General features: G+C 64.1%; 11 protein-coding genes and 1 pseudogene. 10 read left to right on the top strand and 2 right to left on the bottom strand.

What is annotated here, in order from left to right; genetic code table 11:
• Positions 1 to 421 (bottom strand): annotated as a pseudogene (locus AC5JJ6_RS18250) (hypothetical protein); the annotation flags it as partial.
• A 613-nt stretch (positions 422 to 1,034) separates the two neighbouring features.
• On the opposite strand from AC5JJ6_RS18250, the gene AC5JJ6_RS18245 reads away from it, so the two are divergent.
• The 9 genes from AC5JJ6_RS18245 to AC5JJ6_RS18205 all read left to right on the top strand — a co-directional run bounded on the left by AC5JJ6_RS18245 (position 1,035) and on the right by AC5JJ6_RS18205 (position 13,513).
• Positions 1,035 to 2,252 (top strand): glycosyltransferase family 4 protein, encoded by a 1,218-nt coding sequence (locus AC5JJ6_RS18245; RefSeq protein WP_496043415.1) that lies wholly within the window; start codon positions 1,035 to 1,037, stop codon positions 2,250 to 2,252.
• Positions 2,249 to 3,439, top strand: coding sequence for a glycosyltransferase family 4 protein (locus AC5JJ6_RS18240; RefSeq protein ID WP_496043414.1), 1,191 nt, complete (start codon positions 2,249 to 2,251; stop codon positions 3,437 to 3,439). Before AC5JJ6_RS18245 ends, AC5JJ6_RS18240 begins: the two co-directional genes overlap by 4 nt.
• Before the next feature lie 144 nt (positions 3,440 to 3,583).
• On the top strand, positions 3,584 to 4,807 hold the full coding sequence (locus AC5JJ6_RS18235) for a glycosyltransferase family 4 protein (protein ID WP_496043413.1): 1,224 nt from the start codon (positions 3,584 to 3,586) through the stop codon (positions 4,805 to 4,807).
• Positions 4,808 to 4,818: 11 nt separating this feature from the next.
• Complete coding sequence (locus AC5JJ6_RS18230; protein WP_496043412.1) at positions 4,819 to 7,107, top strand: GumC family protein; 2,289 nt, start codon at positions 4,819 to 4,821, stop codon at positions 7,105 to 7,107.
• A gap of 143 nt (positions 7,108 to 7,250) precedes the next feature.
• A complete protein-coding gene (locus tag AC5JJ6_RS18225; RefSeq protein ID WP_496043411.1) occupies positions 7,251 to 8,558 on the top strand; it encodes an MATE family efflux transporter in 1,308 nt (435 codons plus the stop codon).
• 200 nt (positions 8,559 to 8,758) lie between these two features.
• A complete protein-coding gene (locus AC5JJ6_RS18220; RefSeq protein ID WP_496043410.1) occupies positions 8,759 to 10,006 on the top strand; it encodes a glycosyltransferase family 4 protein in 1,248 nt (415 codons plus the stop codon).
• A 112-nt stretch (positions 10,007 to 10,118) separates the two neighbouring features.
• The gene (rffA, locus tag AC5JJ6_RS18215) at positions 10,119 to 11,372 is read left to right on the top strand and encodes a dTDP-4-amino-4,6-dideoxygalactose transaminase (RefSeq protein WP_496043409.1); all 1,254 of its coding nucleotides are present in this window, start codon (positions 10,119 to 10,121) and stop codon (positions 11,370 to 11,372) included.
• Positions 11,373 to 11,383: 11 nt separating this feature from the next.
• On the top strand, positions 11,384 to 12,340 hold the full coding sequence (locus AC5JJ6_RS18210; protein WP_496043408.1) for a glycosyltransferase family 2 protein: 957 nt from the start codon (positions 11,384 to 11,386) through the stop codon (positions 12,338 to 12,340).
• 36 nt (positions 12,341 to 12,376) lie between these two features.
• Positions 12,377 to 13,513, top strand: a complete 1,137-nt coding sequence (locus AC5JJ6_RS18205) for a glycosyltransferase (RefSeq protein ID WP_496043407.1) — start codon at positions 12,377 to 12,379, stop codon at positions 13,511 to 13,513.
• 402 nt (positions 13,514 to 13,915) lie between these two features.
• Here AC5JJ6_RS18205 and AC5JJ6_RS18200 read toward each other — a convergent pair whose 3' ends face one another.
• Positions 13,916 to 14,260 carry a hypothetical protein gene (locus AC5JJ6_RS18200; protein WP_496043406.1) on the bottom strand — a complete coding sequence of 115 codons (345 nt, stop codon included), beginning with the start codon at positions 14,258 to 14,260 and terminating at the stop codon, positions 13,916 to 13,918.
• A 243-nt stretch (positions 14,261 to 14,503) separates the two neighbouring features.
• Between AC5JJ6_RS18200 and AC5JJ6_RS18195 the strand changes: the two genes are divergently transcribed.
• Positions 14,504 to 15,893, top strand: a 1,390-nt coding sequence (locus AC5JJ6_RS18195) for a PAS domain S-box protein (protein ID WP_496043405.1), incomplete at its 3' end; no start/stop codon positions are given.

Raw genomic sequence — 15,893 nt, 5'->3', positions numbered from 1 at the left:
AGGCCAGCCCCAGGCCGACCAGGATGGGCGCGAAGGGGAACATGTCGCGCTGGTTCAGCCTGGGCAGGAAACGGATCAGCGTCACGACCATCAGCAGGCTAGCCACATAGGGCGCCAGCATGATCGGGCTGAATTCGGTCCAGCCGGAATGGAAATCGACGACGCGGCGGACGAACGGCGTAAGGAACCAAAGCCACCAGACATGGACCAGGTAGGCCGCCGGGAAACGGACGAAAAGGACGGCCGCCACCACGAAGGCCAGCGGCGTATAGAAATAGCGTGCCGGCCCCGTCAACCCGGCCGAGCACGACAGCAGCACGATAGCCCAGAACCCGCCGACGAAGAAAAGACTGACCGGAACGGCCAGTTTTATCTGTCGGCGGCGTCCGGCAATAGGGTGATCCATACTATGCGCCGTCATCAAATGCTTCCTGATCTGTTATCCGGAACCAATTGGCTCGCCGACGCCAATCGCCCGTGGCGGAGCCGTTCCTGGACTTGGTGTTACCACAGCCTGGAACTATTCAAATAACCGGCAAGCAGGTTAGTCCGAAGAAGAAGCGGGCTTAGAAAGTCCTACCGTCTTCGGGACGCGGCTTTGAAACAGGGTGAGCACTTCGGAATTCTTGGAAGACGAAGAACTCGGATACGACCGTCTGGCCATCCGCCAAAAAATAGATACCCCTTCGCTCCGCTCGAAGCCCCGAAGAGCGCGGCATGGCATCCAAGAATCTCCCTCCAATGAGGATCTTCCGGCATTTTACGCGATTGCCGTAGCATCCGCGCCCGGTGCCTGGGATTGGCGATGAGGCCGGCTTGTACCTTGCCAGCTTGTACCTTGCCGGCTTGTACCTTGCCGGCTTGTACCTTGTGGGTCGGTCTAAAGCGAAGCGGCAGCCGACATGAACGCGCCTGCTTGTCGGCTGCCGCTTCGCTTTAGACCGACCTACGAAGAACCGTCCCTCTTCAACGATCCAAAAATACTCTCCACCGGCTTGATTGAACCGCACTTTGAAAACCGGGTGATATTCTTTATGACCTTGCCGAAACAAGTAGCCCGCGCGCCGCAAAACCGGCCGCCGCTTTCCCTGGTCTCCTCCAGGCGCATCACCGCCCTTCAGATCGGTATCGGCTGGTTCCCCGAAACGCCCGGCGGGCTGGACTGCGTCTATTATAACCTGACGCGGCACCTGCCGGAGAAAGGCGTCGACGTCGTCGGTCTGGTTGCCGGATCGGATAAGGTGATCCTGGACAGCCAGGGACGCGTCGCCAGCTTCGCCCGGCACGAGGACGGCTGGAAGTCGAGGCTCCGCGCCATCCGGCGCTATGCGACGGAAGAACTCAACTCCGGCCGGGTCGACCTGATCGCCAGCCATTTCGGCCTCTACAGCCTGCCGCTGCTCGATCACCTGCGCAAACGCCCTTTCGTGTTCCACTTCCATGGTCCGTGGGCCTTCGAATGCGAAGCCGAAGGGGGCGACTTCCTTGCCACCCGCAGCCGGTGGCTGATCGAGAAGGCCGTCTACCACCATGCCGACCGCTTCGTCGTGCTGTCGGACGCCTTCGCCACCCTGCTGGAAACCCGCTACGGCGTCGCGCGCGACCGGATCGACATCGTCCCCGGCGGCGTCGCCGACAGTTTCTTCAAGGCGTCGGCGTCGCCGGAAGATGCCCGTCTGGCGCTGGGGCTGCCGGAAGACAGGCCGATCCTGCTGACGGTCCGGCGCCTGTGCCGGCGCATGGGACTGGAAAGCCTGATCGATTCCATCGCCGAAGTGCGGAGGCATGTCCCCGACGTGCTTCTCCTGATCGGCGGCAAGGGACCGATCGAGGCCGACCTGAAGCGCCGGATCGACGAGCGCGGCCTGGGGCGGCACGTCCGCATGCTGGGCTTCATTCCCGACGACGACCTGCCGCTCTATTATAGGGCGGCCGACCTGTCGGTCGTCCCGACGGTGGCGCTGGAAGGTTTCGGCCTCGTCGCCGCCGAGTCCCTGGCCGCCGGCTGTCCGGCCCTGGTGACGCCGGTCGGCGGCTTGCCGTCGGTCGTGGCGGAACTTTCGCCCGGTCTGGTGCTGTCGGATGCGACGGCGGAGGCGCTGGCCGACAGCCTGACCGGAGCCCTGAAGGGTACGCTGAAGCTGCCGAGCCGGGCCGCCTGCCGCCGCTATGCGCTGGACCGTTTTCAGTGGTCGCTGGTCGCCGAGCGGACCGAGCGGGTCTACCGCAAGGTCCTGGGGGGCCGGTCATGACGCGCCCCCTCAACATCGGGATGATCAGCTTCGCCTTTCACCGCGCCAACGGTCAGGGACTGGTCAACTGCGAAATCGCCACGGCGGCGCTGGCGCGCGGCCACCGGGTCACGGTCTTCTGCGAGGACATCGATCCCGTCCTGGCGGCCCACCCCGGCGTCGATGTGGTGAAGCTCGGCGGCGCCAAGCTGCCGACCCAGCTGCTGCGCGACCAGGCGATGGCGCTCCAGGCGACCCTGGCCGTCGCCAAGCGCCGCCGCGACCTGGATATCGTCGCCACCAACGGCTTCTGCATGTGGGGCAGGAGCGACGTCAACGCGGTTCATTTCCTGCACCGCACCTGGGCTCGGTCGCCGAACCATCCGTGGCGTCTGAGAAAGACCCCGGACAGCGCCTATCGCCGGCTGTACAGCTTGGCGAACTGCTGGTTCGAGCGTCATTCCTTCGAGCGGTCCCGGCATATCGTCGCCGTCTCCGAACCTCTGCGGCAGGAGGTGATCGAACTGGGCCTGCCGGCGGCCCGGGTCACCACGATCTACAACGGCGTCGATCTCGCCCGCTTCCGCCCCGGTCCGCCGGAGCGTGCCCGCTTCGGCCTGCCCGAAGGCGTGCCGATGGGCATCTTCGTCGGCGACATCCAGACCAGCCGCAAGAACCTGGACAGCGTGCTGAAAGCGCTCGTGGATGTCCCAGGCGTCCATCTCGCCATCGTCGGCACGGCGGAGGGCAGCATGTTCCCGGCCATGGCGGAGCGGCTGGGCGTTGCGGACCGCTGCCATTTCATCGGGTTCATGACCCAGGACGACGTCGCCGCCGCCTTTCGCTCCACCGATTTCTTCATCTTCCCGTCCCGCTACGAGACCAGCGGCCTCGTCCTGCTGGAAGCGGCCGCCACCGGCCTGCCGCTGATCACCGCCCGCTCGGTCGGCGGCGCCGGCATCTTCGCCCCCGACGCGGCCTTGATATCCTCCGATCCGGAAGATGTAGCCTTCCTGACGCAATCGATGCTCCGGCTGCGCGACGATCCGCACCTTGCGGGAGATCTCTCCCGGGCCGCGCAGGCGATTGCGGAGCGCCAGACATGGTCGGCGGCGACGCAGCACTACCTCGACCTTTTCGAGCGTCTCGCCGACAGCCGCTCTCCAGTGAATGCATCTATCGACCTAAGGCTGTCCAAAGGCGCTTGAAGACGCCGCCGGAGTATTCGACGGCGCGACGTAATCCGGGCTTTGCAGCCACTGAGGAGTAATACAAATCCCGGACTGAGCAGGCGCGGCAAATTTTGGTAAAAAATTTTATAACTTATTTATCACAGGACGGCGCCGAGCCAGATGAGCCCATCCATACTGTTCGTCGACCATGCCTCGGACGTGGGTGGGGCCGAGCTGTCGTTGTTCGACACCGCGATGCACTGGCAGTCGCCTTTGCACGTGGCGCTCATGCAGAACGGTCCTTTCGCGGATCTCCTGCGCTCCAACGGCGTTCCGGCCACGGTGGTCGAGGCCGGCAGCGCCGTCCTCGGCGTCCGGCGCGGCGGCGGCTGGAAACAAGGGCTGCGGGCCGTCGCCGGCATCCCGGCGCTGTCCTGGCAGCTCGCCAGGCTCGCACGCCGTCATGACGTCGTCTACGCCAACACGCAGAAGTCCCTGATCGCCGGCGGCCCCGCCGCTTGGCTGGCGGGCAAGCCGCTGGTCTGGCACCTGCACGACATCCTGTCGCCCGAGCATTTCTCGGCCATGAACCGGCGCCTGCCGGTCGCGGCCGCGAACCGTTTCTGCTCCCGCGTCATCGCCAACTCTTCCGCCACCGCCGAAGCCTTCATCAAAGAGGGCGGCAATCCCGGGCTGGTCGGCATCGTGCCCAACGGCATCTCGTCCGAGCCGTTCAAGCGCGACAGTGCCGAGGACATCGCGGCGCTGCGCCGCAGCCTAGGCCTGGAGGGCAGGAAACTGGCCGGCATGTTCGGCCGTCTGGCTGCCTGGAAGGGCCAGCACGTCTTCATCCGCGCCGTGGCGGACATTCCCGGCCTGCACGCCGTCATCGTCGGCGGGGCGCTGTTCGGGGAGGAAGCCTACGAGGCGGACCTGAAGCGCTTGTGCGCCGAGCTGGGCATCGCCCACCGGGTCCATTTCCTGGGCTTCCAAAGCGATATCCCCCGCCTGATGCGGATGATGGACCTGATCGTCCATGCCTCCACCGCTCCCGAGCCGTTCGGGCGCGTCCTGGTGGAAGCGATGCTGGCCCAGACCCCGCTGATCGCCAGCAGGGCCGGCGGCGCGCTCGAAATCGTCCAGGACCGGGTATCCGGCCGCCTCGTGGCTCCTGACGACGCAGCCGATCTCCGCGACGCCATCGCCGACACCCTGGCATGGCCGACGGCGACATCGGCGATGGTCGCGAACGCCTACGGCGTCGCGACGACAAGGTTTTCCACCGAGGTCATGATCGACGGCATCCGCCGCGAGATCGCCCTCGCCCTGCCCGCCGGGGCATACACCGCCCCGGCGTCTTCGCAGCCATTTCCGGCTGAATTCATCAACACCACCAAACTTTGATTGAGGCGATAATGAGCGTCGAGATGCTCTCTTCCCCCATCAGCGAGCCGGCACCGGCCCAGCCCCGCCCGGCCAAAGGCGATGAAATCGACCTTGGCGCCATCGTCGCGGCGATCAAGCGCCGCCGCGGCACGATCCTGGGGCTGGCCGTGCTCTGCACATCGATCGGGATCGGCGCCAGTTATGCCGTCAAGCCAACCTATTGGGCCGAAGCCGTCGTTTCGCTGAACGTCCGGAACGCCGTAGTCACCGACAACCAGAGCGTGGTCGGCGACCTGAAGGTCGACAGCTCGGTCATCCGCGGCGAGATCGACATCATCACGTCGCGGGTCGCGGCGGGCCGCGTCGTCGATGCGCTGGCCCTGAAGCCGGAGCCGGCCGCCGAGGACGGCGCGCTGGCGACCGGTCTCCAGAGGCTGGGCAACTCGATCGTCGAGTCCGGCCTGTTCGACAGTGTCGCAGGATTGATCGGCCCCAACGACACCGTCGCGTCGCTGCGCCGGACACTGGCGGAAGTCCCGGCCCCCGTGGTCCCGGCCGCCGGCGATCCGCGCGAGCAGATGATCAACACGCTGCTGGGCAATGTCAGCGCCAGCAACGACGGCCGGTCGTACAGCATCCGGATCGGCTATTCCGCGGCGTCTTCCGATCAGGCGGCCCTGATCGCCAACGGCTTCGCCAACGAATACCTGGACATGCAGCGGGACGAGAAGGTCCGCGAGACGCTGAACGCCAACGATTGGCTGAAGCGTCAGGTCCAGACCCTGCGCGAAGACGTCCTGACCGCCGAAAGCCGGGTCCAGAAGCTTCAGGAAAACGCCGGCCTGGGCGATGCGACGCGCGGCGGGTCCGCCGTCAACCAGCAGATGACCCAGCTGAACGTCCAGCTCGTCGCCGCCCGTGCGGCCACGACCCAGGCCGAAGCCAAGCTGCGCTCCGCCCAGGACCTCCTGCGCGGCGGCAGCGTGGAAAGCGCCGCCGGCGTGCTGGCAAGCCCGATGCTCCAGCTTCTCGCCCGCGACCAGACGGAGATCAAGCGCAAGCTGGCCGACATGTCGAGCCAGTACGGCGACCGCCATCCGACCATCATCGGCATGCGCAGCGAACTGGCCTCGGTCGAAGCCCGCATCAAGGACGAGATCCAGCGCGCGGTCCAGACCCTGAACACCGACGTCGCGGTCGCCCGCGCCAGCGAGCAGAGCCTTCAGAGCCGGATGCGCCAGCTCGAATCCAACTATGCCGACGGCGCCAAGGTCGAGATCCAGGTCCGCCAGTTCCAGCGTGAAGCCGACGCCGCCCGCGAGCTGTACCAGAACTTCCTCCAGCGCATGAAGGAAACCGGCGCTCAGGCCGAACTGGCCCGCCCGGACGCCCGGATCATCTCCGAAGCGGTCGAATCGCCGTTCCCCGCTTTCCCGAACCGCAAGCTGTTCGCGGTCATCGGCCTGGTGTTCGGTCTGTTCCTGGGCCTGTTCATCGCCTTCGTCGCCGAGAACCTCCAGCGCGGCTTCAACGACCTGGACGAAGTGGAAGGCGAGACCGGCATCCCCGGCTTCGGCACCATTCCGCTGGTCCGCGGCCGCCGCAAGAACAACCCGGTCGATTACCTGATCGAGAAGCCGATCTCGTCCTACTCGGAAGCGCTCCGCACCGTCCAGAGCCTGATCCACAGCGTCAGCCACAGCCGCACCGCCCGGGTCATCCTGGTGACCTCGTCGGTGGCCGGCGAAGGCAAGTCCACCTTCTGCGCCTCCCTGACCCGGCAGCTCGCCATGGGTCACCAGAAGGTCCTGCTGATCGACGGCGACCTGCGCCGCTCGCACCTGCTGGAAGTCCTTCCGGGCAAGTCGTCCCTTGCCAAGGGCGAGGAAGCGGCAGACCTGATCGAAGTGCTGGAAGGCAAGCGGGAGTTCGGCGAAGCGATCCGCGTCGACGAAGCGACCGGCCTGCACTACCTGGCGACCGCCCGTCACGAGGACAACCCGCAGCGCCTGCTGATGGGCCGCGAGATGCAGAACGTCATCACCCAGGCGCTCCGCCACTACGACCTGATCGTGATCGACGCTCCGCCCGTAATGGCCGTGTCCGACGCTCTGGTCCTGGCCCGCTATGCCGATGCCAGCCTGCTGATGGTCCGCTGGAACAAGACTTCCCGCAAGCTGGTCCAGGACGCCATCAAGCGCCTCCGCGTCAGCGGCGTGAAGGTCTCCGGCGCCGTCATGACCATGGTCGATCAGAAGAAGAAAGCACGCGGCGGCTACGAGGACTACAGCTACCGCAATCCCTATTACACCGACTGATCCTTGAATCCGGGCCGGCATTTCGCCGGCCCGGCCACTTATACCAAGAGCCGGTGAGACCGACCTACGGCAAGAGCATCTTCACCGGTCAACTTCTTCGGCCCTTGGTATTACTTAATCTTCTTGTATCAGGAATTTCATTCATGAAGGCTTGGCGGTTCATGTTCAGCGGCGGCACGGTTGCCGCTGCGGTTCAGACATTCGGCGCCCGGCTCATCATTCTCGCGATGAACCTTGCCACCGGAATTCTGACGGCCAACCTGCTCGGGGCCGAGGGACGGGGAGAGCAGGGGGCCATGGCCTTATGGCCGTCGGTCCTGCTGCCGATCCTGATCGTCGGCCTGCCGATGTCGCTCGTTTACAACTCACGGAAATCCAAGCGCTTCGCGGCCGATTACTTCTACGGCTCGATCGGCATCGCCCTGGTGCTCGGCACCGCCGGCGGCATCGTCGCGGCCCTGGCGATGCCGCTGATCCTGACCGGTTACAGCCCTGACGTGGTGCTGGGCGCACAGGGTCTGGTGCTGATGCTGCCCCTGACGCTCTGCAACACGCTGGTCTACAGCGTCTACGAGTCGCGGGGAGAGTTCGGCTACATCAACATCGCGATGCTGGGCCAGACTCTGGCGACGCTGGTGCTGCTGCTGGTGCTGGGCCTGATGGGCGAACTGACCTCCGTCCGCAGCGCCTTCTGCTACGTCATCCCGCCGCTCTGCTTCGCCCTGGTCTTCGGCATCCGGGTCATCCGGAAGATGCCGTTCTCGCTCCGCCGGGCCAAGGTCGCGGCGCGGCGCATGGTCGGCTACGGCCTGCGGTCCTACGGGATCGACGTCATGGGCGTGGTCTCCGGCTATGTCGATCAGATCGTCCTGGTGGCTCTGCTGGCCCCGGCTGAACTGGGCATGTATGTCGTCGCGGCCAGCCTGGCCCGGATGCTCCACATGATCAGCGGCGCCACGTCGACGGTGCTGTTCCCCAAGGTGGCGGCGCAGCCGCTGGATCAGGTAATGAAATACGTCTCGCTCAGTTCGCGGGTGACGACGACGGTCACCGGCCTGATAGCCCTGGCGCTGGGGTTGGCGGCACCCTTCCTGCTGCCGGCGGTCTACGGTCCGGACTTCGCGGCGGCCGCCACTATCTTCCCGATCCTGCTGGCCGAAGCCGTCCTGGCCGGAACGGTCAAGATCATCGGCCAGGGGCTGATGGGGGCCGGACGCCCCGGCACCATCACCCTGGTCCAGGGAGTGGGGCTGGCCGCGGTCATTCCCCTGATGGCCCTGCTGGTGCCGACCTATGGCGTCATGGGCGCAGCGGTCGCGATGCTCCTGAGCACCATGCTTCGGCTGGCCTTCATCGCCGCCAGCTACGAGATCCTGCTGCGCCGCCGGATGCCGGGACTGCTGATCCACCGCAGCGACGTCAGCTTCCTCTACCGCCGGATCATGGGATGAACCTACGCCCGGGACGGAGAGGTATATGGAACACGCATCCCCCATACGGTCGGCCCGATTGTTCCTCCTCTCCAGCCAAAACTACCGGAAATAAATAGGTATGCGGAATAGATCGATTTTTACTCTTCCTGTTCCGAGACCTGGACCTGTAACAAAGTTAAAATAAATAATTACCAGATAGCTAGAAAGGCGAGTTCGTCATGCCGTTCGATAGTAGCGGTTTCCTATCGGAAAAAGCACGCGTCGCTGTGATCCATGACTGGCTCTACACCTTTGGCGGTGCTGAGCGGGTACTGGAACAGATACTCGCTGTATTTCCCAATGCCGATGTCTTCAGCCTCTTCGACGTCCTGCCGGAAGACCAGCGCGGTTTCCTCGGCGGCCGCAAGGTCAAGACGTCCTTCCTTCAGAAGCTGGTGAGGCCCAACAGCAATCACCGCAACTTCCTTCCGCTGATGCCGATCGCGGTCGAGCAGTTCGACCTGTCCGACTACGACCTCGTGATCTCCAGCTCCTACGCCGTCGCCAAGGGCGTGATCACGGGTCCCAGGCAGTTCCATGTCAGCTACGTCCACTCGCCGATGCGCTACGCCTGGGACCTCCAGCACGAGTATCTGCGGAATTCCAAGCTGACCAAGGGCGTCAAGGCCTGGATGGCGAAGCTGCTGCTCCATAAGATGCGGCTGTGGGACATGCGCACCAGCAACAGCGTGGATGCCTATATCTCCAACTCCAACTTCGTTTCCCAGCGGATCTGGAAGCTGTACCGCCGTCCGGCCAAGGTGATCTCGCCGCCGGTCAACCTGGACCGCTTCCGCCTGGGCGACCGCAAGGGCGACTTCTACTTCACGGCGTCCAGGCTGGTTCAGTACAAGCGGATCGACATCATCGCCGAGGCCTTCTCGAAGATGCCGGACCGCCGCCTGATCATCGCCGGCGAAGGGCCGGAGATGAACAAGATCAAGGCGCTGGCCGGTCCGAACGTCGAGATCGTCGGCCATGTCGATGCGTCCCGCATGACCGAGCTGATGCAGCAGGCGAAGGCCTTCGTCTTCGCGGCTGAAGAAGACTTCGGCATCGTGCCGCTGGAAGCCCAGGCCTGCGGCACGCCCGTCATCGCCTATGGCCGGGGCGGCGCCCTGGAAACCGTGCGCGGGCTGGTCAACTCGCCCAATCCGACCGGCATGTTCTTCAACCGGCAGACTGCGGACAGCATCGCCGAGGCGGTCGACCTGTTCGAGCAGATGGCTCACCGGATCACGCCCCAGGCGTGCCGGGCCAATGCGCTCCGCTTCAGCGAGGAGCGCTTCCGCAACGACCTCCTGACCTTCGTGACGGAGGAGTACGACCGTTACTTCCAGCATCAGGACGGCCCGCGGCCGGATGCCACGCCTGAGATCGAGTGGCTGGAAAAGCGGCTTTCCTCCCAGCCCAGCCACGCCGCGTAACCAAGCCGAACAGCCCGCTGAGAGCCGACACCATTTACCTACCCTGGATTTGCAACCTAAAGACGTAACAACTATTGACTGGGCATCCACTGTCATGCCCGAGAGGACGATCATGAACTTGGGTGAAGCAATCAATGGCGCCGTAGCACAACCGGTCCGGCGTCGCACCCCTGCCTCCGCCAGACCTGCCCTGGACAGACCGGCCCTCGACAGCCGCCTGATGGAGCCGGTCGGCCCGGTACCGTTCAACCGCATCTTCCTGACCGGCGAAGAGCGGTCCAGCCTTGCCTCCGTCTGCGAAGGCGGCAACGTCGCGACCGACGGCCGCGCTTCGGCCCGTGCCATCGAAGTCCTGAAGTCCCGGCTGGGATTGCGCCACGTCCTGCTGACCCCGTCCTGCACGCTGGCGCTGGAAGCGATGCCGCGCGTGCTTGGCATCGGCTATGGCGACGAAGTGATCATGCCGTCGTTCACTTTCTGCTCGACCGCCAACGCCTTCCTTCTGGCCGGCGCCAAGCCGGTCTTCGTCGATGTCAGGTCCGATACCCTGACCATGGACGAGGAAGCGATCGAAGCCGCCATCACGCCGAAGACCAAGGCGATCTGCGTCGTGCATTACGCCGGTGTCTGTTCCGACCTGGACCGGATCGCGGAGATCGCGGCTCGCCACGGCATTCCCATGGTGGAGGACGCCGCACAGGGTGTCGGCGCCTACTACAAGGACCGGCCGCTCGGCGGCATCGGCGACCTCGGCGCCTACAGCTTCCACCATACCAAGAACCTGGTCGCGGGGGAGGGCGGGGCCCTTACCATCAACAACCCCGCGCTTGACGACCTTGCCTGCAATTACCGCGACAAGGGCACCAACCGCCGCCAGTTCTTCCGGGGACAGGTCGACAAATACACCTGGGTCAGCCCCGGCTCCTCTCTCGCCATGAGCGAGATCGTTGCGGCCTATCTGGCGCCGCAGCTCGAGGCGATGGACCTGATCACGGCGCTGCGCGGCGCCGCCTACAACTACTACGCCCAAGGCCTCCGCCGGCTGGCGCGCAAGGGCTGGCTGACGCTCCCGACCATCCCCAGCTACGCCCGCAGCAACTACCACATCTTCCACATCATGCTGGAAAGCCAGGAGACGCGGAACCGGCTGCTGGACTTCCTGCGGGCCTGCAACGTCCAGGCGACCACCCATTTCGTCCCGCTGCACTCCGCCCCGATGGGCGTCGCCCATTGCCGGACCGCCGGCGCGCTGCCCGTGACCGAGCATTCGGCCAACTGCATGCTTCGCCTGCCGCTGTTCGCCGACATCTCGCGCGGAGAACAGGACAAGGTCGTCGAGGCGATCCGCACCTTCTTTCTGGGTTGATGGCGGTCGACATGAAAAAGCTGATCAGCGTCTGCATCCCGACTTTCGGGCGCTCGGTCTATCTCCAGACCGCCGTCAGGTCGGTCCTGGAGCAGGACCACCGGCCACTGGAGATTCTGGTCGGCGACGACTCGCCCAACGAGGAGAACGACGCCTTCATCGCATCGCTTCCCCGCGATGAAGGCGTGACGGTGCGCTACCTTCCCAACCCGGTCAGGCTGGGGCAGGCGGACAACGTCAACCGGCTGCTCAAGTCCAGCCGGGGAGACTGGGTCGTCATCCTTCACGATGACGACTACCTTCTCCGCGGCGCGCTGGGCCGGCTGTTCGATGCCGTCCAGAGGTATCCGGACGCGATCGCGGCTTTCGGCTTGCAGGCCGTGGTCGATCAGGACGGCAACTTCGACTGGAAGGCCTCCGCCGCGTCCAACCGCGATTTCGGGCGGACGGCAGAGCTTGCCGGACCCCAGACTTCCCGTCTGGCCAGCGCCGTCAGCGGCCAGTTTCCGAACAACGCCTTCCTGCTGAGGGGCGAGATCGCCCGGCACGTGCTGTACGACAGCTATGGCGAGGTCAAGGATGCCTGCGACTACGATTTCGGCATCCGGGTCGCCTTGTCTCCCGCGGTCGGGACCTTCGTCCTCGTGGACGACTACGTTTCAGCCTACAGGGTCTGGGGCGCTCAGATTTCGAAGAACAGCAGCACCGGCATCGCGGCCCTGCGGATCCTGAAGGCTCTTCAACCGCGCACGCCCGAGGAAGCGGAGGCCATCCGGCGCGCCGTAGCCCGGCACGTTCCGATAGCGGTGAGTGAGTATGCCTGGGTCCACCAGCGCCTCGCCTCGCTGAGGCTACTGTTGTCGTCCTCGTATTGGGAAACCTGCAAGCTTGCTCAGGCACTTTACCACATCATGCTGATCGCCGCCCCCAATATGGCGCGCACCCTGAAATCCCGGCTGCGATCCTGATCCAGTCACCTCGTATTTCAACCACTGGAGCATCCCATGCCGAGCGTGTATTTTCACACTCCGCCCATCGAGACCGATCCTCAGGCAACGACATATCCGCACGTCGTCATAGCTCTCTGCGAGGGCTTGGCGGCGCTCGGCTTCTCCCTTTATGCCGCGCGTCCCTATTGGAGGACCTCGGCGCAGACCAACGAGACCCTGTTCAAATACGACCCGCACGTCGGACCAGACGACTGCGACATCGTGCTGGTCGAATCGGGGCTGGTTCACTACTACGACGGCCTCGAACTGATCCGGAAGCTGAAGCCCAATCCGAATCAGGTCAGGATCTTCATGCACCACACCGATCACAGCAGCGCCGACCAGCGCCGGCTGGTGACGCTCTACGCCGAAAAGTTCGATCTGGTCCTCAGCGCCCACCGGTCGGTGGACCAGACGCTGCCGGGCAACGTCAAGCCGTGGGCGCTGGGGCTGGCGGAGCGCCAGATCCGCGAGCTGACCAACGTGCCGCCATTCGCCAGCCGCGAACGGACGCTGCGCTACAACTTCCGCCACATCGGCAAGATGCAGTCGGTCCGGCAGGCCGCCCAGGACGTCTTCTACCCAATCTCGGACGCCGCACTTCCCGCGACGTTCTCGGCGATGGGGACTCCGGATGAGGCCTACCACAACATGATGTGGAAGCAGACCGGCCGGCGCCACACCCCGGTCTTCTACGAGGAACTGATGTCGGTCACGGCGACCTCGTCGTTCTGCGGCTGGTTCATCCCGTCCTGGCCGCACGATCAGTCGAACCCGCTGTTCGTCCTGCTGTGGCGCCTGATGCGCCGGTTCGACACCCGCAGCACCCGCATCACCATGTGGGATAGCTGGCGCTTCTGGGAAGCGATGGCGGCCGGCTGCGTCAGCATCCATGCCGATTTCGACAAGTACGGCATGGCGCTGCCGGTCAAGCCGGTCAACTGGGAACACTATGTCGGCATCGACTTCGACCGTCCCCAGGACGCCGTCGACCGGATCATCGCCGAACCGGAGGTGCTGGAGCGGATCTCGGCCCAGGGGCGCGCTTTCGCGCTCAAGCATTATAGCCCGGTTCCCGTGGCCGAGCGCTTCCTCGGCCTGATCGGGCGCGAAGTGCCGCGCGCCGACAACGTCCGCGCGATGGCCGGGTAAGCCCGTTCCACAGCGTCGGAGTCAGTACTGCAACCCCGCCGGCTATCAGGCCGGCGGGGTTGCAGCGCTTTGCCTTCCAGCACCTTCTGACCTCGACAGTCTCGCAGTATAGTCCGAACGGGTGATTTTATAGTTTACGTCTTATACGAAATCTCACTATCGTCGAAATATTTCCACGTGGATATCCAATTTGATCGAGAACAAAGTCTATACTGACTGTTCTGTTCGTTACACTGTACGACTTAGATCAATACGCAGGCACATGATGAAAATAGGTTGCCATCGAACGAATGATTACCTTCAGAAGGAATCCGGAAGGCGGCCATATTCATGAAACTGCCGCATCGTCTTCTCATTGTGGTCAGTCTGGCGCTTGTCCCGATATCCGCATTGCAGATTTATTCAGCTTTTTGCCTGGAAAATCAGCAAACGCTTGCGACGTTTGCGGAAGCGCAACGCCTGCTGCAGGTGACCGAAGGCGAGCAGGCCAGTACCATTGCCGGGATCAGGCGCCTTATGGTGACGGTACGGCAGACACCTGTGATCATCGATCAGGACTGGATGCAGTGTCAGGCGATGATGGTTCGCCTGAAAGAAGACTACCCGCCCAACCTTGATCTTTATATCACCGATGCAGCGGGTATCATCACGTGTTCGACGAACTCGTCGGCAGTCGGCATAGACATATCCATGCGGGAGCATGTCAAAGCCGCTTTGGCCGGAACCGAGTTCTTCATCGGCGGACAAATACTGCCTCGAACCAAACAAGATTTGGCGCTGCCGTTTTCGATCCCCTACTGGAATTCAAAAAGCGGTGCCGTTTCGGGTACCGTGACTGCCCTGCTCAATCTCAAATGGCTTGACGATTATCTGGCTGCCAAGCCGTTGCCGCCATCTTTCACGATGACCGTTGCTGACCGGGATGGACTGATAATCACTCAGATCCCACACGCACCCAGCGGGCTGGGCAGCAAGCTTCCGGCTTCGTTCATGTCTCTACTGGGCCGGAACAGCCAGGGTATCGACAACATAATTTATCCGGACGGTACGGAACGCCTGGTAGCCTATTCGCCTGCTTCCGTCGGGCAGCAGGGCCTGTTCACCGCCCTGACCATCGACAACTCCATCGCACTGCATCAGATAAAGAACGATCGCAACATCGCATTGCTGATACTGCTTACCCTGACGGCCGGAACGGCGATCGCCATCATCTGGGCAGGCGACCGTTACGTCAAGGAACCGGCGGAGAAGCTCGCCGACGTGGCCCTCCGGCTGCGGGCCGGCGATCTTGGCGCCCGCGCGGACATCGCCCCTTCCGCCGGCGAGTTCGCGGCCCTGGCGGATGATTTCAACGCCATGGCCTCGGCGCTGGATATGCGTGAGCGAGCCCTGCAAGCCAGCGAAAGCCAGCACCGGGCGGTCTTCGAAACGGCGGTGGACGCCATGGTGGTGATCGACGATGCCGGCACCATCCAGACCGTCAATCCCGCCGCCGCCGATACCTTCGGCTATTCCAAGGACGAACTGGTCGGCAGGAACGTGTCTGTCTTGACAGGCGACGAGCATCGCGGCCTGCACGATAGTTATGTCAGCAATTATCTGCGAACGGGCACCCGGCGGATCATCGGCATCGGCCGCGAAGTCCAAGGATGCCGCAAGGACGGTTCGCTGTTTCCGCTGGAGCTGTCGATCGCCGAATGGCGCGGGCGGAACGGGCAGAAGTTCTTCACGGGCATCATGCGCAATATCTCCGCGCGCCGCGCCGCCGAACGCGAGGTGGAGGAGGAGCGCAACCGTCTGCGCCGGATCGTGGAGGGAGCTCCCTTCCCCGTGATCGTGCATGCCGAGGACGGGGAAGTCCTGCACATCAGCCGAACATGGCTGGACATCACCGGCTATAGCCGGGAAGAACTCGCCACCATGGACGATTGGGTGGAACGGGCCTACGGTCCGGAGAAGAGCGCAGCGGCAACCGCCAGCAAGACGGATATCGAACGGCTCTTCTCGCTGGACAAGCCGATCGACGAGGGCGAGTACATGGTTCGGATCGCCGAAGGGAAGGCCCGCATCTGGGCATTCCGCTCCGCTCCGGTCGGCGAGGACAGGAGCGGCCGCCGGCTGGTGATGAGCATGGCTGCGGACATTACGGAACGGCGGGACGGAGAGGAGCGCATCAAGCTGCTGATGCGGGAAGTCGATCACCGCGCCAAGAACGCTCTCATGGTCGTCCAGTCCATCGTCCACCTGTCGCGTTCCGATGACCCGGTCAAGTTCTCACAAGCGGTCGATGGACGCATCCAGGCGATGGCTCGTGCCCATTCCCTGCTGGCGGACGCCAAATGGTCCGGAGCGGACCTCCAGCGCCTGCTGACCGACGAGC

This window comes from Skermanella sp. (assembly GCF_059503625.1).
The sequence above is the reverse complement of the archived record's forward strand: the minus strand, read 5'-3'. Positions and strand labels throughout refer to the sequence as shown.

What these genes read in the sequence shown, in the direction of transcription:
- rffA (WP_496043409.1), top strand. Translation starts at nt 10,119, where the DNA reads ATGAACTTGGGTGAAGCAATCAATGGCGCCGTAGCACAACCGGTCCGG.
- AC5JJ6_RS18225 (WP_496043411.1), top strand. Translation starts at nt 7,251, where the DNA reads ATGAAGGCTTGGCGGTTCATGTTCAGCGGCGGCACGGTTGCCGCTGCG.
- AC5JJ6_RS18240 (WP_496043414.1), top strand. Translation starts at nt 2,249, where the DNA reads ATGACGCGCCCCCTCAACATCGGGATGATCAGCTTCGCCTTTCACCGC.
- AC5JJ6_RS18245 (WP_496043415.1), top strand. Translation starts at nt 1,035, where the DNA reads ATGACCTTGCCGAAACAAGTAGCCCGCGCGCCGCAAAACCGGCCGCCG.
- AC5JJ6_RS18230 (WP_496043412.1), top strand. Translation starts at nt 4,819, where the DNA reads ATGAGCGTCGAGATGCTCTCTTCCCCCATCAGCGAGCCGGCACCGGCC.
- AC5JJ6_RS18235 (WP_496043413.1), top strand. Translation starts at nt 3,584, where the DNA reads ATGAGCCCATCCATACTGTTCGTCGACCATGCCTCGGACGTGGGTGGG.
- AC5JJ6_RS18205 (WP_496043407.1), top strand. Translation starts at nt 12,377, where the DNA reads ATGCCGAGCGTGTATTTTCACACTCCGCCCATCGAGACCGATCCTCAG.
- AC5JJ6_RS18210 (WP_496043408.1), top strand. Translation starts at nt 11,384, where the DNA reads ATGAAAAAGCTGATCAGCGTCTGCATCCCGACTTTCGGGCGCTCGGTC.
- AC5JJ6_RS18220 (WP_496043410.1), top strand. Translation starts at nt 8,759, where the DNA reads ATGCCGTTCGATAGTAGCGGTTTCCTATCGGAAAAAGCACGCGTCGCT.